Origin of the sequence: Thermaerobacter subterraneus DSM 13965 (assembly GCF_000183545.2) — a bacterium.
Lineage (GTDB): Bacteria > Bacillota > Sulfobacillia > Thermaerobacterales > Thermaerobacteraceae > Thermaerobacter > Thermaerobacter subterraneus.
Genome location: NZ_JH976536.1, coordinates 93,979 through 117,407 on the forward strand (window position 1 = coordinate 93,979; position 23,429 = coordinate 117,407).

Below are 23,429 nucleotides of genomic sequence, written 5' to 3' on the forward strand. Positions count from 1 at the left end.
GCCAGAGCACAGCGCCAGAGCACGGCCGGCCAAGGAAAGGCAGGGCACCCCCGCCCGGCGGGGGCCCTGCCCTTTTATTTCCCTCCTCGTACCCGGCACCCCCAGGCCTGCGATAACCGCCGGTGGATTTGGAAATATTCAGTGGCGGAACCGGTACGGGGAGGGCATCCCATGCGGGTGACCGGTCCGGCGCGGGTCGACCGGCGGACCAAGCGGCTGGTGCGGCGCCTCCGCCCGGGCGACATCGCCGTAGTGGCCCACCGGGACATGGACGAGGTGGCCGCCCGCTCGCTGGTGGACGCCGGTGTCCGTGCCGTCCTCAACGCCGAAGAAACCCTGACGGGCCGGTACCCCGCCACCGGGGCCGCCGTCCTGCTGGCGGCCGGCATTCCGGTCCTGGACGGCCTGGGGGAGGCCCTTTTGAACAGCATCCGCGACGGCGACCCCCTGCGGGTGGAGGAGGCCACCGTCTGGTGCGGCGACCGGTACCTGGGCCGCGGCACACCTCTGACGCGCCGGTACGTGGAGGAACGCATGGCCCGGGCCCGGGCCAACCTGGACCTGGAGCTGGCGCGGTTCCTGGAAAACACCCTGGAGCGGGCGCGCCGCGAGCGGGACCTGGTGCTGGAGCGCTGGGAACTGCCGCCGCTGCGCACCCGGCTCGAGGGGCGGCAGGTGCTGCTGGTGGCGCGGGGGCCAGCCTACCGGGAAGACCTGGCCGCCATCCGGCCCTACATCGAAGAGGTGCGGCCGGTGCTGATCGGCATCGACGGCGGCGCCGACGCCCTGCTGGCGGAAGGCTACCGCCCGGACCTGATCATCGGCGACATGGACAGCGTCTCCGACCGGGCCCTCTGCTGCGGGGCGGAGCTGGTGGTCCACGCCTACCCCGACGGGCGGGCCCCGGGAGCGGAGCGGCTTCGTTCCCTGGGGCTCCCTGCCGTGCGCTTCGCCGCGCCCGGAACCAGCGAGGACGCGGCCATGCTGCTGGCCTACCAGGCGGGGGCCGACCTGATGGTGGCGGTGGGCACCCACACCAACCTGGTGGACTTCCTGGACAAGGGGCGGGAGGGAATGGCCAGCACCCTGCTCGTGCGGCTGAAGGTGGGGACCCACCTGGTGGATGCCAAGGGCGTCAGCCGGATCTACCGCTCGCGGCTGACCGGCCGGCACCTGGCCCACCTGGTGGTGGCGGCCCTGGTTCCCGTCGCGGCCATGGTGGCCGTCTCCCCCTGGCTGCGCACCTGGCTGGAACTGGTCTGGCTGCAGGCGCGGGTGGCCCTGGGGTGGTGAGGGGCCACAAGCCCCCAAGGGACGGGGCCCCGGCCCGCATCTGGCGCCGGCATGGCGCGTCGACCGCCGCGTTGACCAAGGGAGGAAGCGTCGTGGGACGACCGGGTCCCCTGGGACTGCGATATCACCTGCTCACGTTGATGGCCGTGTTCCTCGCCCTGGGCGTGGGAATCTTCATCGGCGCGGGGATGCTGGACGACCGGACCCTGCTGGAGCGCCAGCAGGCCCTCATCCGTTCCCTGGAAGAGGACTTCGCCGCCCTGCGCCGGGACACCGCCCTCCTGCGCAGCGAGAACCGGCGCCTGAGCAGCGAGCTGGCCCGCTACGGCCAGGCCGAGCAGGCCCTGGCCTCCCTGGCGGTGGAGGGCCGGCTCACGGGCCGGAGGATCGCCCTGGTGGTGCTGGGCGAGGCCGAGGCGCCCCTGGCCCAGGAGGCGGCCCAACTGCTCCAGGCTGCAGCGGCCCGCCCGGGTGCCCGGCTGGTGGTCGACCCCGGCCTGGCGCAGCTGGTCGGCCGCTGGCCCGAGGTGGCGGCGGCCGCCCTGGGTACCCCGGGGGCGGGCCGGCAGCACCTGGTCCAGGGCGTCGCCGGGGCCCTGGCGGAAGCCCTGGTCCAGGGTCCGAAGGCCGAGCCTCCTGCAGGGGTGGCCGGGCTGGCGGCCGTGGGCGGCCTGACCTGGCAACCGGCCCCCGGCGACGGACCGGCCCGGCCGGACGGGGTGGTCATCGTGCACGCGGCGGGCCACGAACCGGAAGCCATCCTGGGGCCCTTGCTGGAAGCCCTGCAAGGGGAAGGGCTCACCGTGGCCGGCCTGGCGGCCCCCGGCGGCCAGCGGGCCGCCGTGTACGCTGGTGCCGGGGTCCCGCTGGTGGAAGCCGGCTCGGCCGCAGCCCGGGTCACGCTGATCCTCACCCTGGCCGGCCAGCAGGACCGGCTGGAGGGTCTGGGGGTGGGCCGGTGAGTACGGCCCGCCCGGAGCTGGCGCGCCAGGAGCCGGCGGTGGAAGCGGTGGTGCCCGCCTACAACGAAGAAACCACGGTGGCGGAGACGGTTCAGGCCCTGGCCCGCTGTCCTGCCGTGGGTACCGTCTGGGTGGTGGACGACGGCTCCACCGACTCCACGGTCGCCCGGGCCGCGGCGGCGGGCGCCCGGGTCCTCCGGCTCGGGCGCCGCCGGGGCAAGGCCCAGGCCCTGCTGGCCGGAGCCGCCCGCACCCGGGCGCCGTGGCTGCTGTTTGCCGACGCCGACCTGGGCCCCTCGGCTGCTCGCCTGGCCGTGCTGGTGGAACGGGCCCTGGCGGGCCAGGCCGACATGCTCATCGCCGCCCCGCCGCGGCGGCCCGGACGCCACGGCCTGGGGGCTGCCGTAGGCCTGGCCCGCTGGGGGCTGGCCCGTCTGGGCGGCCGGGTGCTGGAGGCCCCCCTGTCGGGCCAGCGCATCCTGCGCCGCACCCTCCTCGAGCTGGTCCAGCCCCTCCCTCGGGGCTGGGGCATCGAGGTGGCCCTCACCCTGGCGGCGCTGCGGGCCGGCCTCTCGGTGGTCGAGGTGCCCGTCCCCATCGCCCACCGGGTCACCCGCATGGACCTGGCCGGCTTCCTGCACCGTGGCCACCAGCTGGTGCACATCGCCTGGACCCTGGCGGCTTGCGCCTGGCAGCACCCGGCAGCCCGGCGCCGGGGAGGGGTGGCGGCCCCGTGATGACCCCCGCCGAGCTGGGCTGGATCCTGGCCGTACCGGCGGCTGCGGCGGGGACCGCGGTGCTGGCCCTGGCCCTCCTGGAGCGCCTGGCCCGGGCCGGGCTGGTTCGTCCCAACTATCGTGGCCGGCCGGTGGTAACGGGGCTGGGGGTAGCCCTGGTGGCTGGTCCCCTGGCTGCGCTGGCCGTGGCCGCGGCCGTCACCGCGTGGGCGGCGACGCCCGGTTCCCGGCCCGGCCCGGACCTGCCCGCCTCCGCATCCCTGCCGGCCGCCTCGGTAGGAGTTCCTGCGCCCGGCGGCATCCCCTCGTCCCCTGGTCCCGCTGGCCCGGAACGGCGGGGCGAGGCCGCCGCCGGCGGCAGTGCGCCCGCCGCCGCCCCCGGGGAGATGGCGGCGGATCCCGCCGGCCCCCTGGCCCTCCTCCTGGCATCGGGTCCCTCCCTGCTGGGCCTGGTCGCCGCCACCGCCCTGGTCGGCCTGGTGGACGACCTGCTGGATGAGCCGGTGCGCGGCTGGCGAGGACACCTGGGCGCCGGCAAAGCCCTGACGGGAGGGCGCCTCAAACTGCTGATCCTCCCCCTGCTGGCCTGGACCCTGCTGCCCCCGGCCCCGGACCTGCCCGGGCGCGCGCTGGCGGCGGCCCTGGTGGCGGCCAGCGCCAACGGGATGAACCTGCTGGACCGGCGCCCGGGGCGGGCCCTCAAGGCCTTCTTTGCAGCCTGGCTGGCCCTGGCCGCTTCCCTGCCTGCCGCCGCCCTCGTCCTGTTGCCCGTGGCCGTGGCGGCCCTGGTTCTCCTTCCCCTGGACCTGGGCGAGCGGGCCATGCTGGGCGACGCCGGCAGCAACGCCCTGGGGGCTGCCCTGGGCTGGGCGCTGGCCGCCCTCGCGCCGGCCGGCACCCAGGCCGGGATGCTGGTGGGGCTGGCGGCTCTGCATCTGGCCGGTGAATTCCATTCCCTCAGCCGCCTGATCGACGCCCTGCCGCCCCTGCGCTGGGCCGACCGGCTGGGCACCCAGTCCCTTTCCTCCCCAACCCCACAAGGATCTTCCTGGCCGAAAGAGTAATCTTGCTGGGGATACGGTACGCGCCGCTTGACGAAAGGGGTCGGAGGCCTGGAGGCCGTCCCGAACCGCGAGCCCGGCGCCGCTGGACGGCGGCGGGTACCCGTCCCGGGACGGCCCTTCCTTGTGCCCGCCGTGCCCGCCGCCTGCCGCGGCGGCAGCCCGGGACCGCGGGTCACCGGCCCAGGATGCCGGCCCATATGCTGGGAGGGAACCACTCAGGGGGATGACGTCACGGGGGGATGCGCGTGTCCGTCTTCGAGGCCATGGCGGCCGGCGGCCACCGGCAACTGGTCTTCTGTTATGACCCGGCGGCCGGGTTGCGGGCGATCATGGCCGTCCACGATACCACGCTGGGCCCCGGCCTCGGCGGCTGCCGCATGTGGCCCTATGCCGGCGAGGAGGAGGCGATGGAGGACGCCCTGCGCCTGAGCCAGGGGATGACCGCCAAATCCGCCCTGGCCGGGGTGAACTACGGCGGCGCCAAGGTGGTCATCTGGGGCGACCCGGGACGGGACAAGAGCGAGGCCCTGTTCCGGGCGCTGGGCCGGTTCGTCCAGACCCTGGGCGGGCTGGTGATCACCGGCACCGACGCCGGCACGAACCCCGAAGACTTCGTCGCCGCTCGCTGGGAAACCCCGTACCTGGTCGGCCTGCCGCCTGCCTACGGAGGAAGCGGGGACAGCTCGGAGACCACCGCCTACGGGGTGTTCGTGGGCATCCGGGCCTGCCTGGAAGAGGTATACGGTGACGGCGATCTGAGGGGGCGTCGTGTCGCGGTCCAGGGCTGCGGCAAGGTCGGCGGCAAGCTGGTGCGCCGGCTGGCCGAGGCGGGGGCGGAGGTCACCGTCACCGACGTCGACGGGGAGCGGGCCCGGGCGGTGGCGCGGCGGCATGGTGCCCGGGTGGTGGAACCCGGCGCCATCTACGACGTGCCTTGCGACGTCTTCGCACCTTGCGCCCTGGGCGGGGTGATCAACGACCAGACCATCCCCCGCCTTCGCTGCCGGGTGGTGGCGGGGGCGGCCAACAACCAGCTGGCCGAGCCGCGCCATGCGGCGGCCCTGCAGGACCGGCAGATCCTCTACGCGCCGGATTACGTGATCAACGCGGGCGGCCTGATCCAGGTGGCCGACGAGCTGGACGGTTACGACCGGGACCGGGTCATGCGCAAGACCGCTGCCATCGGCCCCATGCTGCGGGCCATCTTCCGGATCGCCCGGGAACGCTCCATCACCACCCTGGAGGCCGCGGAATGGATGGTCCGGCGGCGGCTGGCGGGGGCCGCTGCCCTGCGCACGTTCTACCGGCCGGGGGACGGCCCGGAGCCCGGCGGCCCGCCGCCGGCGGGCGGCGAGGCGCCCCGCTGAGTCCGGCCGGAAAGGAGCGAGAGCCTTGGTGTTCGACAAGCTGGAAACCATGGGCCACGAGCAGGTGGTGTTCTGCTACGACCGGGCCACGGGGCTCAAGGCGATCATCGCCATCCACGACACCACCTTGGGTCCCGCCCTGGGCGGCTGCCGCATGTGGCCCTACGCCAGCGAGGAGGAGGCCATCGTCGACGCCCTGCGCCTGGCCCGCGGCATGACCTACAAGAACGCGGCCATGGGGCTCAACTTCGGCGGCGGCAAGAGCGTCGTCATCGGCGATCCCCGGCGGGACAAGTCGGAGATGCTGTTCCGCGCCTTCGGCCAGTTCGTCGAGTCCCTGGGCGGCCGGTACATCACCGCGGAAGACGTGGGCACGGGCACCGAGGACATGGCCTACGTGGCCATGGAGACGCGGCACGTGGTGGGCCTGCCCGGCCGTTCGGGCGACCCCTCGCCGGCCACCGCCTACGGGGTCTTCCGGGGCATGAAGGCCTGCCTGGGAGAGGCCTTCGGCGACGAATCCTTCCAGGGCCGGGTGGTGGCGATCCAGGGAATGGGCCACGTGGGCTACCACCTGGCCCGGCTTCTCCATGAGGCCGGCGCCCGGCTCGTGGTCACGGACATCGATCCCCAGCGCGCCCAGCAGGCCGCCCGCGAATTCGGCGCCGAGGTGGTGGAACCCGACGCCATCTACGGCGTGGAGTGCGACGTCTTCGCCCCCTGCGCCCTGGGCGCCATCCTCAACGACCAGACCATCCCCCGCTTGCGCTGCCGGATCGTGGCCGGGTCCGCCAACAACCAGCTGGCGGAACCCCGTCACGGGGAAGAGCTGGCCCGGCGAGGCATCCTCTACGCGCCCGATTACGTGATCAACGGCGGCGGCGTGATCCACGTGGCCGACGAGTACACCCCCGGCGGCTACGACCGGGACCGGGCCTACGCCCGGGTGGCGACCATCTACGACAAGGTGAAGGCGATCCTCACCATGGCCCGGGAACAGGGCATCACCACGGCGGAAGCCGCCGACCGGCTGGCGGAGCAGCGCATCCACGCCATCGCCCGGCTGCGCCGGCTGCACATGCCCGGTCGCGGGCCGCGCTGAGCCGGGCTCCGGCCGCCTTGACGGGGCCGGCTGCCGGGAAGGCACCGGGCAGGCCCCGGCCTGCGACTCCGGAGGGGCTGGCTCCGGCGGGAGGAACGCGGCACCGCCCCGGCGAAAGCGACGGGGACCCAGGGAGGAGACGTGGGGATGGCAGCAGAGCCACCATCGCGCGGCGGAACCCGGGCGGCCGGCGGCCGGCCCGGGCCGGCCGGCCGGGTCGGGCGGGGGCCGGCGATCCGCCCGGCGGTCCGCCGCTCCGACATTGAAGACCTGCTCTCGCGCCTGCCGGGCGTCCTGGCGGTCCGCCTCTCGGTGAACGATTGGGGCGCCATCCAGACCGTCCACGTGCTGGCCACGGTGGACCGGGGCGCCAAGCAGATCGTTCGCGACATCGAAAGCGCCTTGCAGGCCCGGTTCGGCCTGCGGCTCGACCACAAGAAGGTCAGCGTGGCCCAGGTGCGTGGCCTGGGGCCGCTGCGGGAGCCCGTGCGGCCCGAGCTGGCCGGGTTCGTCACCCAGTCCGATGCGGTGACGGGCAAGACCCGCATCGAGGTCACCTTCCGCGATCCCCGGGATGAAACGGCCCGCTGGGACGGCGCCGCCACGGGCGGGTCGCGGCGCAAGCAACAGGCGCACACCGCCTTGCTGGCGGTGCTGGACGCCTTGCGCCCGCTGCTGCTGGCCGCCGAGCGGGATCTGGAACTGGTCGACTGCGAGCTGGTGACCCTGGCTGGCCAGGAACTGCTGGTGGGCCTGTATGCCCTGCCCAATGCCCGGACGGGCGAGGCGACCCACCTGGCGGGGGCGGCCCCCCTGGCGGGCGGCGTGGTGGAGGCCGCGGCGCGGGTCTTCCTTGAGGTGTACGAGCAGTTGCTGGAGATGCGGGACCGGCGGGTACGCCAGTCGCCGGTCTACCGCCTGCTGGAGCTGGGGCGCCAGATGCGGGCCCAGATGGCCGCAGAACGGGCAGCGGCCCGGGGGACCGCAGCTGGGGAGCCCGGCGGCGAGGGAGAAGCGCCCGCCGGGTATGCGGCGGACCAGGGGACCCCGGGGCAGGCCGCTCCCCCGTTCCCGGCGGCCGGGGAAGGGGACGATGAACCCCTGAACCTGGAGGCCACCGCCGAGGCGGCGGTCACAGCGGACGCGGACGACGGCGACCCCGAGCTGCATCTGGAACAGGGCGGGGAGGAAGAGCAAGGGGAGGACCGCTAGCCGGATGGCGGCTCCGGCTGGCCGGCCCCGGGCCGGGGCCGGGAGGCGCCCCGCCGTGGTGGCACCTGGCCTGGGGCGCCACGGGCGGCCGGCACGAGGCGCGACCTGGAGTCAAGAGCCCCTCCCGGCCTTCCGGTGCCCGCCACGGTCCGGCCCCTGCACCAGGCGCGGGCCGGAGCCCGCCACCTCGCCGGTCTCTCGCACCCGGCTCCGGGACCCCTCCCGGGGCCGTGTCTTTGGGCGGGACGGGGAGGAAGGGAGCGGCGCCCTTGCTGCACACCCTCTGGGGTACGGTGGAACGGGTACTGGCCTCCACGCCCAGGCGCCAGGAGCTCCTGGTGCGGGCCGGCGAGGAATGGCGGCGGGCCATCGCCTTCCCCGACCTGGTCGGCAAGGCCGAGCCCGGCGACCGGGTCTGGCTCAACACCACCGCGGTGGACCTGGGACTGGGCACGGGCGGCTACGACCTGGTCATCGCCATTCCCGGGCGGCGCCCTCCGCCCGGCACGGGCGAGGCCATGAAACTGCGATACACCCCCCTGCAGGTGCGGGTGGAGGCCGCGGAAGAGCGGCTGGGCCCCCTTCCCGGCGGCCTGGGTGGCTTGCCCGTGGTGGCCGCGGAGTTGCACAGCCAGCTGCCGGCCGTGCTGGCGGGATGGCGGTGGGCGGGAGGACAGGGCGGCGCGGTCTACGTCATGACCGACGGCGGTGCCCTGCCGGCGGCTTTCAGCCGGCTGCTGGAGGATTTGCGGGAGCGGCGGTGGCTGGCGCGGGTGGTCACCGCCGGACAGGCCTTCGGCGGGGACGACGAGGCCGTGCACCTGGCCTCCGCCCTGCTGGTGGCCCGGGCACGGGGAGCCGCCCTGGTGGTGGCGGGGATGGGGCCGGGCATCCTGGGGACGGGGGAGACCCTGGGCCATTCGGGGCTGGACCAGGCCTGGATCCTGGGTCTGGCCGCCGCCCTGGGCGGCCAACCGGTTCTGGTCCCGCGGCTCAGCCAGGCCGACCGCCGGCCGCGGCACCGGGGCCTCAGCCACCACACGGCGGGCGTTTTGGGGGTCCTGGCGGCTCCGGCCTGGCTTGCCCTCCCGCGGCCTCTGCCACGGGAGGCCGCCCGCCGGCTGGGGCAGCTGGCGGCCGGGGCCGCCGTGACACCGGTCGAGGTCTTCACCGCGCCGGCCGCCGCCTGGTGGCGGGCTCAGGGCGCCAGCGTCACCAGCATGGGCCGGGGTCCCGGCCAGGACCCCGCCTTCTTCCACGCCGGGCTGGCGGCCGGGATCCTGGCCGCCTGGCTGGCACGGCAGCGAGAGGGCGGCGGTCCGGCCCGGCCCGCCCACCACCCAGGAGAGGAGGCGGCCTGTGGAGACACCCCTGGAGACGGAAACCGTCTGGAACGGCAGGATCTTTGAGGTGCGGCGCAGCCGGGTCCGCCTGGAAGGCGGCCAGGAGGCCCTTCGGGACTGGATCGACCATCCGGGCAGCGTGGTGGTGGCAGCCGTGACGGCGCGCCGGGAGGTCCTCCTGGTGCGGCAGTACCGCCTGCCCGCCGGGCAGGAACTCTGGGAGCTGCCGGCCGGCCGCCGGGAACCCGGGGAAGACCCCCTGGCGGGAGCCCGGCGGGAGCTGGAAGAGGAGACGGGCCTCCGCGCCCGGACCTGGCGCCTGCTGGCCCGGTTCTACGCCTCGCCGGGGTACAGCAGCGAGTACAAGTGGCTGTTTCTGGCCCAGGACCTGGAGCCGGGCCACCGCCACCCCGATCCCGACGAGGAGATTGCGGTCCGGGCGGTGCCTCTGGCCGAGGCCCTCGCCATGGCAGAGCGCGGGGAGATCGCCGATGCCAAGACCTTGATCGGCCTGCTGCTCCTGGAGCGGGGCGGCCTTCTGGCCGAATCCGCCCCGGAGCAGCCGTGAGGGCCGAAATGGGCGGGAGCGGCCGTTCCGGCGCGGGACGGCCCGGCGTGGCCGGCCAGGTCCCGGGGGCCGTCGAGGCTACGGGCCGGTCCGGCCCCCCGCCCCCCGCCAGCCGGGCCCTCCCGCCTGCCAGACCGGGTCACATGGACAGGACGCCCGGCGCATAGGGTGATAGGGACCGGCCGGGGACGTCCGGCTGTGGGAGGGCGGCATCCCATGCTGCAGTACCTGCCCCGAGCTCTGGCCCTCACCCTGCGGCAGCACCAGGCGGCACTGGTCCTGGCGGCGCTGATCCTGGTGGTGGGCATCGTCACCGGTGCCCTGCACGTGGCCCAGCTGGACGCGGGGCAGCAGGCCCAGGTAGGCCAGTACCTGGACTACCTGCTGGCGACGGCGGCCGCAGGCCCCGCGGACGGAGGGTCGGGGGCCGGCGCCGCCCCCGGCCCTGCCGGGCCGGGAGGGGGCAGCCCGACCGCCAGGGCCTGGCCGGGTTCCTCCCTGCCGTGGCAGGCGGCGGGCAGCAACCTGCGCCAGGTGGTCCTGGCCTGGGGGGCGGGCTGCCTGGTGCTCGGCCTGCCCGTGACCCTGGGCATGCTCTTCCTGCACGGGTACAGCCTGGGCTTTGCCGTCGGGGCCCTGGCCGCCCACTGGCAATGGCGGGGCCTGGTCATCGCCCTGGCCGGCATCTTCCCACCCAACCTGTTGCAGGTCCCTGCTCTCCTGGTGGTGGCCGCCGCCGCCACCCGCCTGGCGGTGCAGGTGGCCGCCAGCCGCTGGCGCCGGGCCCTGCCGGCCCTGGATTCCCCCTGGTCGCCCTATGTGGCCCTTGGCCTGGTGGCGGTCGTCCTGGCCACCGGCTCCGGGCTCGTGGAAGCTTACCTGGCCCCCCGCCTGCTGGCCTTGGCCCAGCGCCTGGCCTTCTGACCCCGTCGTCCGGCCTCGCGACCCGCCCAAGCGGCCCGCAGGCCGGCCTCCCGGCCCTGCCGCGCCCCCTGGCCACCCGCGGAGAGGGGCCCCTGCCCGGCGGGCGGGTCAGGGGAAGACGCCGGCTGCACCCTGGCCCGGTCCGGCCGGGCAAGCGGCCACCCCTTCACCGCCCGGTATCGCCCGGGTGGACCTCACCCCGCCGCAGGCGGGCCGGGTCCGCCTGCCGGCCTTTACCTTGCCGGCAGCACCTGGCTGTGCTACCATCGCGTCGCAGTCAGGCCGTGGACGGGCCTGACCGCCCGGCCGCGGGATCACCGGCGCTGGGGGCAGGGTCCCGGGGCAGGGTCCTGGCCGGGTCCGGCGGCTTCCCTGCCGGGTGGGCCGGGTTCGTCCGCAGGTCAAAGGCGGGTTCCTGCCGCCGCCCGGACAGGGGCGCGGCGGGCCGGAAACCCGGTCCAGCGGGAGGCGCAGCAGCATGCCCGTCGTGATTGGCGTACCGCGGGAAATCAAGAGCAACGAGAACCGGGTGGCCCTGACGCCGGCCGGCGTCCACGCCCTGGTCCGGGAGGGCCACACGGTCTGGGTGGAACGGGGTGCGGGCGAGGGCAGCGGCTTCTCCGACGACGACTACGCCCGCGCCGGAGCCCGGCTGGCCCCCGAGCCCGAAGCGGTTTGGGAGAATGCAAGCCTGATCCTCAAGGTCAAGGAGCCCCTGCCCGAGGAATACCGGTTCTTCCGGCCCGGACTGACCCTCTTCACCTACCTGCACCTGGCGGCGGACGAGCCCCTGACCCGGGCCCTGCTGGACCGCGGCGTGACGGCCATCGCGTACGAGACGGTGCAGCGGCCCGACGGCTCGCTGCCGCTTTTGACCCCCATGAGCGAGGTGGCCGGCCGCATGGCACCGCAGGTGGGGGCCCACTTCCTCGAGAAGGTGCACGGCGGCCGGGGCGTGTTGCTGGGCGGGGTGCCCGGCGTGCCGCCGGCCGACGTGGTGATCATCGGCGGCGGCACCGTGGGGCGCAACGCCGCCCGCATCGCCCTGGGGCTGGGAGCCCGGGTCACCGTGCTGGACGTCCGGGCGGAGGTGCTGCGCTGGTTTGACGACATCTACGGCGGCCGCATCACCACCCTGATGTCCAACGAGTACAACGTGGCCCAGGCCGTGCGGCGGGCCGACCTGCTGATCGGGGCCGTGCTGATCCCGGGGGCCCGGGCACCGCGCCTGGTTTCGGAGGAAATGGTCCGGTCCATGAAGCCGGGGTCGGTGATCATCGACGTGGCCGTCGACCAGGGCGGTTCCATCGCCACCATCGACCGGGTCACCACCCACGACCACCCCACGTACGAAAAGTTCGGGGTCGTCCACTACGCCGTGGCCAACATGCCCGGGGCGGTGCCCCGGACGTCTACCCTGGCGCTGACCAACGTCACCCTGCCTTACGTCCTGGACCTGGCCCGGCTGGGGGTGGAGGAGGCCGTACGCCGGGATCCTGCCCTGGCCCGCGGGGTGAACACCTACCGGGGGCACCTCACCTACCGGGCGGTGGCGGAGGCCCACCAGCTGCCCTACACCCCCCTGGCCGAAGCCGGCCTGGAACCTGCAGCAGGCGCCGCGGGCACGCGGTGAGCCGGCGCCCGGTGCCTCGGGGTGGCGCCGCCCGCACCGGGACCTGGGGGGAGGCCACTGGCATGCCGGCACAGGAGGACAGCGCCGCGACCCGGGCCTGGCAGGAAGCGACGGCCGACTACCTGGAGATCCTGCGGGTCGAACGCGGCCTGGCCGCCCACACCCTGGCAGCATACCGCCGGGACCTGGCCGACTTCGCCGCCTTCGCCGCCGCCCGGCAGGTGGAGCCTGCGGGCGTCACCCGCCCGCTGATCCTGGCCTACCTGCACCAGCTCGAGCGGGCCGGGCGGTCCCGGGCCACGGCGGCCCGCCGGCTGGCGGCCCTGCGCGGCTTCTTCCGCTACCTGGCCAGCGAGGGGAAGGTGGAGCACGATCCCGCCGAGGGCATGGCCACGCCCCGCGGCGGCCGCCCCCTGCCCCGGGTCCTGGCGGTGGACGAGGTGGAACGGGTGCTGGAGCTGCCGCAACCGGCTTCTCCGGCGGGCCTGCGGGACCGGGCGGTGCTCGAGCTGCTCTATGCCACCGGCCTGCGGGTCTCGGAACTGGTCGGCCTCGATCTGGACGACCTGCTTCTGGATCACGGCCTCCTGCGCTGCCGGGGGAAGGGGGGCAAGGAGCGGGTGGTTCCCGTGGCCGCGCCGGCGGTGGAAGCCACCCGCCAGTACCTGGCACGGGGGCGGCCCGCCCTGGCCCGCCGGCCGGGCCAGCGGGCGCTGTTCCTCAACCAGCGGGGCGGGCGCCTCAGCCGGCAGTGGGTCTGGCACCTCTTGCGCCGGGCGGCCCGGCGGGCGGGTGTGCCCCGGGCCGTGAGCCCCCACACCCTGCGCCACTCCTTCGCGACCCATCTGCTGGCGGGCGGTGCCGACCTGCGGGCCGTGCAGGAACTGCTGGGCCACGCGGACATCTCCACCACCCAGATCTACACCCATCTGACACGGCACCACCTGCTGGAAGCCTATCTCCGGGCCCACCCCCGGATGGCGCCGGGCGGCGGCCGTCCCGGGTCCGGAGCAGGGGGAAGGACGTGATGGAATCCGGACGGTCCGGTCCGGCGGAGGGCCTGCGCGGCCTCCCGGCGGTGCACCGCCTGCTGGGGCACCCGGCCGTGCGGGCGGCCGCCGCGGGTCCTGCCGCAGGCTGGGCGACGGCCGTCGTCCGGGAGGTGCTCGAGGACGAGCGCCGGCGCCGCTGGCAGGGAGAGGAACCCCGCACGGCGGACGAGCTGGCGGCCCTTGCCGCCCGGCAGCTGCAAGCCTTGACGCGCCCCTCGCTGCGGCCCGTCATCAACGCCACCGGAGTGGTCCTGCACACCAACCTGGGCCGGGCCCCCCTGGCCCGGGAGGCGGTGGAGGCCGCGGCCGCCGTGGCCGCCGGCTACTCCACCCTGGAATACGATACCGGGTCGGGAGGCCGCGGCTCGCGGCTCGAGCACGTGCGCCACCTGCTGCGGCGGCTGACCGGCGCAGAAGACGCCCTGGTGGTCAACAACAACGCCGCGGCCGTGTTCCTGGTGCTGGCGGCCCTCGCCTCCGGCCGGGAGGTGGTGGTGTCCCGCGGCCAGCTGGTGGAGATCGGCGGTTCCTTCCGCATCCCCGAGATTTTGGCCGCCAGCGGTGCCCGGCTGGTGGAGGTGGGGACCACCAACAAGACCCGCCTGTCGGACTACGAGGCCGCCATCGGTCCCGACACGGCGCTGCTCCTGCGGGTCCACACCAGCAACTACCGCATCATCGGCTTCACCGCCAGCGTCCCCCTGTCCGACCTGGTGGCCCTGGGCCGGCGGCACGCCCTGCCGGTGGTGGACGATTTGGGCAGCGGCCTTTTGCTCCCGCCCGCCGGGCCGGAGGCAGCAGGGCTGGCCAGCGAGCCGGCCGTTCGGGACAGCGTGGCCCAAGGAGCCGATCTGGTGACCTTCAGCGGCGACAAGCTGCTGGGAGGCCCCCAGGCGGGCATCATCGCCGGCCGGGCCGACCTGATCGCCCGCCTGCGCCGGCACCCGCTGATGCGGGCCCTGCGGTGCGACAAGCTGGTGCTGGCCGCCCTCGAAGCCACCCTGCGCCTTTACCTCGATCCCGAAGCGGCCCGCCGCCAGGTGCCGGTGCTGGCCATGCTGTCCCGGTCGCCGGAGGAACTGGCCCGAGCGGCCCGGCGGCTGGCGACCCGCCTGCGCCGTGCCCTGGGCCCCCGGGCCCGCATCCGGCTGGCCGCCGGCGAGTCCCAGGCCGGTGGGGGGAGCCTGCCCGAGGTCCCCTGGCCCACCACCCTGGTAGGCATCGAAGCGCCCGGTCTTCCCGCGGCCGCCCTGGCGGCGGCGCTGCGCCAGGGGGAGCCGCCGGTGGTTGCGCGGGTCCAGGACCAGGTCCTGTGGTTCGACCCGCGCACCCTGCTCCCCGGGGACGAGCGGGTGCTCGTCGACACCGTAGTCGCTGCCCTGGATCGCCTGGGGCCGGGCGCATAGGGGGCCTGCCCCGGGAAAACCTACCTCCGAGCGAAGGCGTGATCCGCGAGGAGGGATGTGGGGTGCCCGAGCCGCGTCGGCGGCCCGGCGGGGGCCGGTCCGGGGGGCAGCGACGGCCGGAGCGACGGCCAGAAGGGCTTGCAGGGTGGAAGCGCGGCATCGCCGCCCTGGCGGTGACGGCGGTGGTGATCGGCAGCGTGTTGGCCATCGCCCCGGCCGCCCCGGTGGCGGCGGCCCCGGCCCCCGGGCCGGGCGAGCGGCCACCGGCGGGGAATGCCGGGGAGGCAGGAGGTCCCGGCTTCCCGGCCCGGTCCGCCGCCCTGCTGGTCATGGACCCCGCCAGCGGCCAGATCCTCTGGGAGAAGAACGGCGACGAGCCCCGCCATCCGGCCAGCATCAGCAAGCTCATGACCCTCCTGCTCACCCTGGAGGCCATCGATGCCGGCCAGATCCGCCTGCAGGACCAGGTGACGGTGAGCCCCCGCGCCCAGGGCACGCCGGGGAGCACGGCCTTTCTGGAGGCCGGCGAGCGGATCACCGTCGAAGACCTGATCAAGGCCGTGGCCGTCGCTTCCGCCAACGACGCCTGCGTGGCGCTGGCGGAGTACATCAGCGGCGACGTGGACCGGTTCGTCCAGCGGATGAACCAGCGGGCGGCCGAACTGGGCCTGACCCGCACCCGCTTCGTGGACCCCCACGGCCTGACCGACCAGCCGGGCAACCGCATGAGCGCCCGGGACGTGGCCCTCCTGAGCCGCTACCTGATCAACCATCACCCGGAGATCCTGCACTACACCTCCATCTGGGAGGACTGGCTGCGCAAGGGGACCGACCGGGAGTTCTGGCTGACCAACACCAACAAGCTGGTGGCCTGGTACGAGGGCGTCGACGGCCTGAAGACCGGCCTGACCGACGAGTCGGGGCCGTCGGTGGTGGTCACGGCCCGCAAGGGCGACGACCGCTTCATCGTGGTGGTGCTGGGCGCGCCGGACAGCAACACCCGCTGGCGCGAAGCCAGCCGCCTTCTGGACTGGGCCTTTGCCTCCTTCGATTCGGTGCCCGTCGCCCGGCCCGGCCAGCCCCTGCGGGCGGTACGGGTGGCCGAAGGCCGCCGGTTGCAGGTGCCCGTGACGGTGGAAGAGGTCTTTGGTGTGACGGTCCCCCGGGGTGAGGGGGGCCGGGTCCGCTGGGACCTGGAGGTGACGGAGCCCGTCCCGGCCCCGGTGGCACCGGGGCAGCGCGTCGGGCGCATCGTCGCCCGGGACGGCCAGCGGGAGCTGGCCTCGGCCCCCGTGGTGGCCGCCCAGGCGGTGGAACGGGCCGGCCCGCCCACCTTGCTGGCCCGCCTCTTCGGCTGGATCTGGCCTATGCGCTAGGACCGCCGCCTGCCATCCGTCGTCCCCGGCAAGCCGCCGTCGGCAGGGATCCCCGGGCCGGCGGCGAACTGCTGTCCGGGGAGATCGGGGAGAGAGGGCGATAGGAGGCGTTGGCGTTGCAGGTCCAGCTGGACTGGACGGGACGCACCCTCGTCGCCCGGCTGGCGGGAGACTTCGACGAGCATGGGGCCGAGGTCTTCCGCCTGGAGATCGAGCGCGCCGTCCGCCGGCGCGCCTACGACCATCTGGTGGTGAACCTCCAGAAGGTCCACTTCATCGACAGCTCCGGCCTGGGCGCCCTGCTGGGCCGGTACCGGCGGGCCCGGGAAGACGGCGCCCGGGTGAGCATGGTCAGCGCACCGCCCCACGTGCGGGCGGTGCTGCAGATGGCGGGGATCCTGCAGTGGATTCCCCTTTACGACGACGAGCCCACCGCGCTGGGTGCGGGCCGGGGGGTGGTTCAGGGATGAGCCGCCGTGCCGAGCCCGTGCATGCCTTGCCTCGTGCCGCCGCACCCCAGCCTGGGAAGGAGGGCCGGGCCATGTCCCGCCGCGCCACCGCACCTCGCTGGCTGGAGCTGCGCCTGTCCAGCCAGGCGGAAAACGTGGGGGTGGCGCGGGTGGCCGTGGCCGCCTTCGCCGCCCAGCTGCCCTTCACCTTGAGCGAGCTCGAAGAGATCAAGGTGGCCGTCTCCGAAGCGGTGACCAATGCCGTCGTCCACGGTTACGGCCACGACCATGGCGTGGTGACCGTCCGCGCCGGGCACGACGGCCGCCGCCTCTGGGTCGAGGTGGCCGACAGCGGCCGCGGCATTGCGGACATCGAGCAGGCGCGCCAGCCCGCCTTCTCCACCGACCCCGAGCGCATGGGCATGGGCTTCGCGTTCATGGAGGCCTTCATGGACCAGGTGGACGTGGAGTCGGTGCCCGGCGCCGGAACCACGGTCCGCATGTACAAGCGGCCCCGGCCCCAGGAGGGCAGCGGGACGCCCGGAGAGCCGGCCCGCCCGGCCGTCGCCGGGCCCCACCCCGCAGCCCTGCCATCCACCGGAGCGCCGCCGTCCCAGGCGGAAGCGGCCGCAGGCCGGGTGGAGGAACCCGGACCTGCAGGCCCCGCTGGCGGCCGCTAGGGGGCGGGGGCCGTGGAGGATCGGTTATGGGAGCGGGCGCGCCAGGGCGACGGGGAGGCCCGGGAGCGGCTGGTGGCCCTGCACATGCCCCTGGTACGCCATGTGGCCCGCCGTTTCGCCAGCTTCGGCCACGACCTGGACGACCTGATCCAGGCCGGGACCATCGGCCTGCTGCAGGCCATCGACGGCTTTGACCCGTCCCGCGGTTACCAGTTCTCCACCTACGCAGTGCCCGTGATCCTGGGGGAGATCCGCCGCTGGCTGCGGGCCAGCGACCCGGCGGGGTTGAGCCGCGCCATGCGCGCGCGGGTCGCCGAGATCCGCAGGGTGGCGGACGCCATGGAGCAGGAGCTGGGACGGCGGCCGCCGGCGGCCGCCGTCGCCCAGCGGCTGGCTTGCGACGTGGCCGACGTGACCTTCGCCCTGGAAGCGGCCCAGAGCCCCGTGTCCCTGGACGAGCCCCTGTCCGCCGAACCCGACGCCGCCTGCCGCGGCGACCGGCTGCCGGCCCCGGGAGATCCGGACTGGAGCGACACCGTGGCCGTACGAGCCGCCCTGGCCCAGTTGCCTCCGCGACTGCGCACCATCATCGCGCTGCGCTTCTTCCGCGACCTGACCCAGGCCGAGGTCGCTGCGGCGGTGGGCCTTTCCCAGCCCCAGGTGTCGCGGCTGGAGAAGATGGCCCTGGCCCGGTTGCGCAGCCTGCTGGCGGGTGAGGGGGTGGCCGCCGCCGCCACGGGTGACGCCGTGCGGGGCGGGCCTTGCTGACGCCCGGGCCCGCAGGTCCTGGGGGAGCGTGGCGCCAATCCGCAGGTCCTCCGGGGAAAGCGAAGGACCGGGCCGCCGCCGGGGCGGGCGCCGGACCGCGCCCAGCATGCCGCAGGCGGGGCGCCGGACCCCGCTAGGCATGCCGCAGGCGGGGCGCCGGACCCCACCAGGGGCGTGACGGTGCACCGCGCCACCGGTGCAGCGTGCTGGGGCTACGGGCCTTGATCGTGGGGCCTTTGTCGATCTTTCGGTCTTGCTGGATGTGTGCAGGCAGGGGGCCTCCCTTGAGGCCCCCTGTCGTTTGGGCGCCGGGTGCTGCGAGGCGGTGTACCCTGGGGCGCCGGGCGGGCGCAGCATAGGGCTCCGGGGGGCCGGGAAGGCTAGCAGCGGAACGCTCCAAGGCCTATACCGGCCGGGCCGCGCCCGGCGGCCGGGTTCGTCCGGCTCGCGGCGCTTCCCGGCGACCCACGTGGAGGAGGGTGCGCCGTGCCTGACGTGGTGAAGGTCATCGAGCTGGTCGGCGAGTCCACCAAGGACTGGACCGATGCCGTTAGCAACGCGGTGGCGGAAGCCTGCAAGACCATCGACAACGTCTCCGGCGTGGAGGTCGCCAACCTGACGGCGAACGTGGACAACGGCCGGATTGTCGAGTGGAAGGCCAACGTCAAGGTGGCCTTCAAGGTCGACAACAGCCGGCGCGGCGTCTGAGGGCGCCGCGCCGGTCGTCGCGGGGAACGTCCATGGCAAGGGCAAGCAAGGAGCAGACCCAGGCGTACCAGAAGGCGGTCCAGCGCATCCTGCCCCCCAAGCCCATCGCCCGCAACGCGTTGATGGCCTTTCTTGTCGGCGGCAGCATCTGCACGGCCGGGCAGGTGGTCCTCAACCTGCTGAAGAACGCCGGCCTGCCGGCCACCGACGCCGCTTCCTGGACCGCGGCGGCCTTCATCCTGATCGGGCTTTTCCTGACGGGGCTGGGGGTGTACGACGACCTGGGCCGGGTGGGTGGCATGGGGGCCTTCCTGCCCATCACGGGCTTTGCGAACTCCATCGGCTCGGCGGCCATGGAGTTCAAGCGCGAGGGCTGGGTGCTGGGGCTGGGGGCCCGCATGTTCCAGATCGCCGGCCCGGTCATCGTCTACGGCGTCGCCGCCGCCACGGTGATGGCGGGCTTGCTGACCCTGCTGGGCGGCACCCGGGCCGCCCTGGGCGGGCCCTGACGCGGCGAGGCGGCGTCCGGTACCTTGCGCGTCCGTTACCTGGCGCCCGGCACCCGGTGGGGGCGACGGCAGCCCCGCACCCGGTGGGGGCGACGGCAGCCCCGCGGTGATCGGGCAGCCTCCAGGCACCAAGGCGACAGGATCGAGGATCGAGGTGGGGTCAGGGGGGGGATGGGGGTGGCTTCGCTGACGGCTATTGCGAGCTTGCTGGAAAAGGGGCGGAGCGCGCACCTGGGCCCGGCCCGGCGGCAGGGCCAGGGCCGCCGGGCCGGCCAGCAGACCCTGGTGTTCCACAACCGCCCGCGCATCGCCGCCGCTGCTGCCGTGGCCGGGCCCAAGGAAGCGGAAGGTCCCCTGGGCGCCTACTGGGACCGCACCTACCCCGACCGGCTGCTGGGGCAGCGGTCCTGGGAGCGGGCGGAGCGGCGGATGTCCCTCGACGCGGCGGTGCTGGCCCTGGAAAAGGCCGGGCTGGAGCCGGCGGACATCGATCTCCACCTGGCCGGGGATCTGATGAACCAGCTGACGTGTGCCAGCTTCACGGCAGCCGAGCTGGATATCCCCTATCTGGGCCTGTTTGCCGCCTGCGCCACCTGGGCCGCCGCCCTGGGCCTGGGGGCCCTGCTGACCGACGCGGGGTATGCCTCCCGGGTCCTCTGCACCACCTCCAGTCACCACGACACTGCGGAACGCCAGTACCGGTTCCCCACGGAGCTGGGCAACCAGCGGCCGGCCACGGCCCAATGGACGGCCACGGGGGCGGCAGCGGCCGTGCTGGTGGGGGAGGCCCGCCCCCTGCCGGAGGGATGGACCGCCGGGGAGAATCCCTCGGAGGCACGAGGCACGTCACCCCCTGACGCCGGCCGCGCCACCGGCGGTGCCGGGGAACCCGGCCCACGGAACCGGGTCGGGGCGGGTGCGGGGGCGGACCGGCCGGCCGGAGGCGCGGCGGCAAGGGGCGCGGGCCACGGCCGGCCCGGCGGCGGCCTGCCCGTGGTGATCACCCACGCCACCTTTGGCCGGGTCATCGACATGGGGCTTACGGACCCCTTCGACATGGGCTCGGCCATGGCGCCGGCGGCGGCCGACACCATCCGCCAGCACCTGCAGGACACGGGGCGGCGTCCTGGTGATTACGACCTGATCGTGACGGGCGATCTGGCGCGCTACGGCCACCGGCTGCTGGTGGAACTGCTGCGCGAGCAGGGGTATGACGCCGAAGGGGTGCTGGCCGACTGCGGCCTGATGCTGTACGACGCCTCCCAGGGAGTCTACGCCGGCGGCAGCGGCACCGCCTGTTCGGGCATGGTCAGCGCCGGCTACCTTTTGCGGCGCATGGAGCAGGGCGATCTTGACCGGATCCTCCTGGTGTGCACCGGCTGCCTGCACAGCACCACCACCTACAAGCAGGGCGACAGCCTGCCCACGGTGGCCCACGCCGTGGCCCTGGAGGTGGACCGCGTCCCGCCGGGCACCAGCCCGCAGGACGGTCCCCGCGGCGGGACCGGCGGGGGCACAGGCGGCGGGAGGGACGGGCGATGAGCTACTTCTGGGCCTTCGTGGTGGGCGGGGCCCTTTGCACCCTGGCCCAGCTGGTCCTGGACCTGACCCCGCCCCGCTTCACCCAGGGGCATGTGATGGTCCTCTTCGTGGTGCTGGGCGCCATCGCCGGCGGTTTGGGCCTGTACCGGCCCCTGGTCGAGCTGGCGGGAGCCGGCGCCACCATCCCTCTGCCGGGTTTCGGCTTCGCCCTGGTGGAAGGTGCCCTCAAGGGCGCGGGGCAGGGTCTGGCCGGGATCCTGGCCGGCGGCCTGGCGGCGACGGCCCTGGGCCTGACGGTGGCGGTGCTGGGCGGCCTGCTCACGGCCCTGCTGTTCAATCCCAAGGGTTGATCGACCAAGGGGGTGTGCGCCCGGTGGCAGGGGCTTGGCGCCTGCCGGAAGGCGAGGTCCGGCGCCCGGCGGCGAGCGCCCTTCAGGGCGCCCTTTGAGACCATCGCGCCGCCGGGATCGAGAGGCCCCAGGCCGCCGGGACACCCGCGCCAGGTCGCCGCACGGGGGCGGCATCACCACCGGCCGGCGCGGAAGGGAGGGCGGTGCCATGACGCAGCGGGCGGGTTCGCCCGGACGGGGTGCCGGCCAGACGGCGGCATCCATCACCCGGGCCGTCCACCACCAGGAGCAGAAGCACCGCATCCGGCGAGAGCTGGAAGCCAACCTGGAGTACATCCGCCGGACCCTGGGAGCGGGCGAGACCTTTGACGTCTTGATCAAGCCCTCCCGTTTCGCAGGGCGCGACGCCGTGCTGGTGGGCATCGACGGCCTGGTCAAGACCGACGTGCTGCTGCGCATCATGCAGGCCCTGGCCGTCTTCGAGCCCGACGAACCGGCCCAGGAGGACGAGCGCCTCTGGTTCACCCAGGTCTTCGTGGAAGGCATCGGCTTCATCGAGGTCGACCCGGCGGAAACCCTGGACGACGTGATCGACAAGGTGCTGATGGGGCCCGTGGCCCTGCTGGTGGACGGCCTGGACCACGCCTTCATCATCGACGTCCGGACCTACCCCGGGCGGGGGATCGCCGAGCCGGCCCTGGAGAAAGTGCTGCGCGGGCCCCATGACGGGTTCACCGAGACCCTGGTCCACAACACGGCCCTGATCCGCCGGCGCCTGCGGGACCCCCAGTTCCGGGCGGAGGTCCTGCGCATCGGGCGGCGCTCCAAGACCGACGTGGCCATGGTCTACCTGAAGGACGTGGCCAATCCGGAGCTGGTGAAGCTGGTTCGGGAGCGCCTTAAGGCCATCGAGACGGACGCCATCCCCATGGCCGAGTCGGCGGTGGTGGAGCACCTGGCGGGACCGCGCCGGTGGTGGAACCCCTTCCCCCTGGTGCGGTTCACCGAGCGGCCTGACGTGGCCGCGGTCCACCTGATCGAGGGCCACGTTCTCATCCTGGTGGACACGAGCCCCTCGGCCATCATCCTGCCGACCACCCTGTTCCACCACCTGCAGCATGCCGAGGAGTTCCACGAGAACGCCACCGCCGGCACATGGGCCCGGCTGATCCGGTACGCGGGGGTGCTCCTCTCGTGGCTGGGGCCGCCCCTCTGGGTGGCCCTGGTGCTGGACAAGGGCCAGTTGCAGGGCCTGCCCGACCAGCTGGTCTCCATCCTGGGCCCCCGCAAACCGGCCGGTATCGGGCTGGAGTGGCAATTCATCCTGGGCGAGGTGGGCATCGAGCTGATCCGGCTGGCGCTGATCCATACCCCGGAGGCCCTGTCCACGTCCCTGGGCATCATCGGCGCCGTCCTCATCGGCCAGCTGGCGGTGGAGGTGGGCATGTTCACCAACGAGGCCATCCTGTACATCGCCCTGGCGGCCCTGGGGACCTTCGCGACGCCCAGCGTGGAGCTGGCCCAGGCCTTCCGGCTGCTGCGGGTCGGCCTGCTGGTCCTGGCCGGCGCCCTGGGCATCCCGGGCTTCCTGATCGGCCTGCTGCTGTCCCTGGTGCTGCTGCTCGGCACGCGTTCCTTCGGGGTGCCCTACCTGTGGCCGCTGGTCCCCTTCGACGGCCGGGTCCTGGCCCGCATGCTGCTGAGACAGCCCATGACGGTCCGGGTGGCCCGGGACCGAACCTTCCCCCGGCCCGCCGGGGAGGCGGAAGAAGCCGGCGGGCCGCAGCCGGCCTGAACGGGTGGGCCGCCGGTGCGGTGAAGATGCCGCCGCCCGGTCCGGCCGCCCCAGCACCCCGCGCCGCCGCGGCCCCCTCCTGGCCGGCCGCCCCCGCTGGGCGCCGGCCTCTTGTGCCAGTTCAATAACAGGACCCGCCGGTCCACCTAGAACCAAGCCCCTGCGCCCTAAAACCAGCCCCTGCGCCGCCTCCACGCCAGCCCGGCAACCTGGGGCGGCGGCCCCGCCCCTCAGGCCGTTCCTCGCCGGTGCCGGAGCAGCCGCCGCAGGTTGTCCCGGCCGGGGCGGCCGCCGGTTCGGGTCCCGCGCCGCAGGCGGCGCGCCGTGAGGGGGAGCCGCCTGCGGGTGGGCCGGCCGATCCGGACACCGTGTCGCAACACCGCGACTAGCAACGCTTCCAGGACCACCGATGCAATCCGGCACCAGCAGTCGCCGCCGGTTCCGGTCTGGGCCTGGAGCACCGGTCCACCTCCCCTGCCGCCTGGATGGGACCGCCGCCCAAAGGCGTTCCCTTCCGGCCCGGTGGGACGCGTCGGTCCCCGGCCTCCCCCTGCCGTGCCGCCAGGGGAGGGGTCCCGGCATGTCCATG

General features: G+C 74.4%; 22 protein-coding genes and 1 pseudogene. 22 read left to right on the top strand and 1 reads right to left on the bottom strand.

Annotation, left to right across the window (positions count from 1 at the left end):
- The first annotated feature begins 171 nt into the window (after nucleotides 1-171).
- The 22 genes and pseudogenes from steA to THESUDRAFT_RS10720 all read left to right on the top strand — a co-directional run bounded on the left by steA (nucleotide 172) and on the right by THESUDRAFT_RS10720 (nucleotide 22,840).
- A complete protein-coding gene (gene steA / locus THESUDRAFT_RS10615) occupies nucleotides 172-1,293 on the top strand; it encodes a putative cytokinetic ring protein SteA (protein ID WP_006904791.1) in 1,122 nt (373 codons plus the stop codon).
- A gap of 92 nt (nucleotides 1,294-1,385) precedes the next feature.
- Entirely contained in the window at nucleotides 1,386-2,255 is an 870-nt protein-coding gene (locus tag THESUDRAFT_RS10620) for a copper transporter (protein ID WP_006904792.1), read from the top strand.
- The gene (locus THESUDRAFT_RS10625) at nucleotides 2,252-2,992 is read left to right on the top strand and encodes a glycosyltransferase family 2 protein (RefSeq protein WP_006904793.1); all 741 of its coding nucleotides are present in this window, start codon (nucleotides 2,252-2,254) and stop codon (nucleotides 2,990-2,992) included. The genes THESUDRAFT_RS10620 and THESUDRAFT_RS10625 overlap by 4 nt, the downstream gene beginning before the upstream one ends.
- On the top strand, nucleotides 2,989-4,056 hold the full coding sequence (locus tag THESUDRAFT_RS12505) for a hypothetical protein (protein WP_051009335.1): 1,068 nt from the start codon (nucleotides 2,989-2,991) through the stop codon (nucleotides 4,054-4,056). Before THESUDRAFT_RS10625 ends, THESUDRAFT_RS12505 begins: the two co-directional genes overlap by 4 nt.
- Before the next feature lie 245 nt (nucleotides 4,057-4,301).
- Complete coding sequence (locus THESUDRAFT_RS10635; RefSeq protein ID WP_006904795.1) at nucleotides 4,302-5,423, top strand: Leu/Phe/Val dehydrogenase; 1,122 nt, start codon at nucleotides 4,302-4,304, stop codon at nucleotides 5,421-5,423.
- Between the two features lie 25 nt (nucleotides 5,424-5,448).
- Complete coding sequence (locus tag THESUDRAFT_RS10640) at nucleotides 5,449-6,525, top strand: Glu/Leu/Phe/Val dehydrogenase dimerization domain-containing protein (RefSeq protein WP_006904796.1); 1,077 nt, start codon at nucleotides 5,449-5,451, stop codon at nucleotides 6,523-6,525.
- A 147-nt stretch (nucleotides 6,526-6,672) separates the two neighbouring features.
- Complete coding sequence (locus THESUDRAFT_RS10645; protein WP_006904797.1) at nucleotides 6,673-7,737, top strand: hypothetical protein; 1,065 nt, start codon at nucleotides 6,673-6,675, stop codon at nucleotides 7,735-7,737.
- 269 nt (nucleotides 7,738-8,006) lie between these two features.
- Complete coding sequence (locus THESUDRAFT_RS10650) at nucleotides 8,007-9,146, top strand: DUF3866 family protein (RefSeq protein ID WP_006904798.1); 1,140 nt, start codon at nucleotides 8,007-8,009, stop codon at nucleotides 9,144-9,146.
- Entirely contained in the window at nucleotides 9,097-9,648 is a 552-nt protein-coding gene (locus THESUDRAFT_RS10655) for an NUDIX hydrolase (RefSeq protein ID WP_006904799.1), read from the top strand. The genes THESUDRAFT_RS10650 and THESUDRAFT_RS10655 overlap by 50 nt, the downstream gene beginning before the upstream one ends.
- A 216-nt stretch (nucleotides 9,649-9,864) precedes the next feature.
- Nucleotides 9,865-10,572, top strand: a complete 708-nt coding sequence (locus THESUDRAFT_RS10660) for a stage II sporulation protein M (RefSeq protein WP_006904800.1) — start codon at nucleotides 9,865-9,867, stop codon at nucleotides 10,570-10,572.
- Nucleotides 10,573-11,050: 478 nt separating this feature from the next.
- On the top strand, nucleotides 11,051-12,205 hold the full coding sequence (gene ald, locus THESUDRAFT_RS10665) for an alanine dehydrogenase (RefSeq protein ID WP_006904801.1): 1,155 nt from the start codon (nucleotides 11,051-11,053) through the stop codon (nucleotides 12,203-12,205).
- A 62-nt stretch (nucleotides 12,206-12,267) separates the two neighbouring features.
- Nucleotides 12,268-13,233: a site-specific tyrosine recombinase XerD gene (xerD, locus tag THESUDRAFT_RS10670; RefSeq protein ID WP_006904802.1), complete on the top strand. Its 966-nt coding sequence runs from the start codon at nucleotides 12,268-12,270 to the stop codon at nucleotides 13,231-13,233.
- Entirely contained in the window at nucleotides 13,233-14,663 is a 1,431-nt protein-coding gene (gene selA / locus THESUDRAFT_RS10675) for an L-seryl-tRNA(Sec) selenium transferase (RefSeq protein WP_006904803.1), read from the top strand. Before xerD ends, selA begins: the two co-directional genes overlap by 1 nt.
- 62 nt (nucleotides 14,664-14,725) lie before the next feature.
- Entirely contained in the window at nucleotides 14,726-16,039 is a 1,314-nt protein-coding gene (locus tag THESUDRAFT_RS10680; RefSeq protein WP_006904804.1) for a D-alanyl-D-alanine carboxypeptidase family protein, read from the top strand.
- 116 nt (nucleotides 16,040-16,155) lie between these two features.
- Nucleotides 16,156-16,509, top strand: a complete 354-nt coding sequence (locus tag THESUDRAFT_RS10685; protein WP_006904805.1) for an STAS domain-containing protein — start codon at nucleotides 16,156-16,158, stop codon at nucleotides 16,507-16,509.
- A 71-nt stretch (nucleotides 16,510-16,580) separates the two neighbouring features.
- A pseudogene (gene spoIIAB / locus THESUDRAFT_RS10690) lies at nucleotides 16,581-17,000 on the top strand (anti-sigma F factor); the annotation flags it as partial.
- Nucleotides 17,001-17,180: 180 nt separating this feature from the next.
- Nucleotides 17,181-17,936: a sigma-70 family RNA polymerase sigma factor gene (locus THESUDRAFT_RS10695; RefSeq protein ID WP_006904807.1), complete on the top strand. Its 756-nt coding sequence runs from the start codon at nucleotides 17,181-17,183 to the stop codon at nucleotides 17,934-17,936.
- A gap of 486 nt (nucleotides 17,937-18,422) precedes the next feature.
- A complete protein-coding gene (locus THESUDRAFT_RS10700) occupies nucleotides 18,423-18,644 on the top strand; it encodes a dodecin family protein (RefSeq protein ID WP_006904808.1) in 222 nt (73 codons plus the stop codon).
- 32 nt (nucleotides 18,645-18,676) lie between these two features.
- Entirely contained in the window at nucleotides 18,677-19,153 is a 477-nt protein-coding gene (locus THESUDRAFT_RS10705; RefSeq protein ID WP_006904809.1) for a SpoVA/SpoVAEb family sporulation membrane protein, read from the top strand.
- 171 nt (nucleotides 19,154-19,324) lie between these two features.
- Nucleotides 19,325-20,695, top strand: a complete 1,371-nt coding sequence (locus THESUDRAFT_RS10710; protein WP_423219091.1) for a stage V sporulation protein AE — start codon at nucleotides 19,325-19,327, stop codon at nucleotides 20,693-20,695.
- Nucleotides 20,692-21,045, top strand: a complete 354-nt coding sequence (locus THESUDRAFT_RS10715; RefSeq protein ID WP_006904811.1) for a SpoVA/SpoVAEb family sporulation membrane protein — start codon at nucleotides 20,692-20,694, stop codon at nucleotides 21,043-21,045. Before THESUDRAFT_RS10710 ends, THESUDRAFT_RS10715 begins: the two co-directional genes overlap by 4 nt.
- A 208-nt stretch (nucleotides 21,046-21,253) precedes the next feature.
- On the top strand, nucleotides 21,254-22,840 hold the full coding sequence (locus THESUDRAFT_RS10720) for a spore germination protein (protein WP_006904812.1): 1,587 nt from the start codon (nucleotides 21,254-21,256) through the stop codon (nucleotides 22,838-22,840).
- Nucleotides 22,841-23,070: 230 nt separating this feature from the next.
- Here THESUDRAFT_RS10720 and THESUDRAFT_RS10725 read toward each other — a convergent pair whose 3' ends face one another.
- Nucleotides 23,071-23,301: a hypothetical protein gene (locus THESUDRAFT_RS10725; RefSeq protein ID WP_006904813.1), complete on the bottom strand. Its 231-nt coding sequence runs from the start codon at nucleotides 23,299-23,301 to the stop codon at nucleotides 23,071-23,073.
- Nucleotides 23,302-23,429 lie beyond the last annotated feature (128 nt).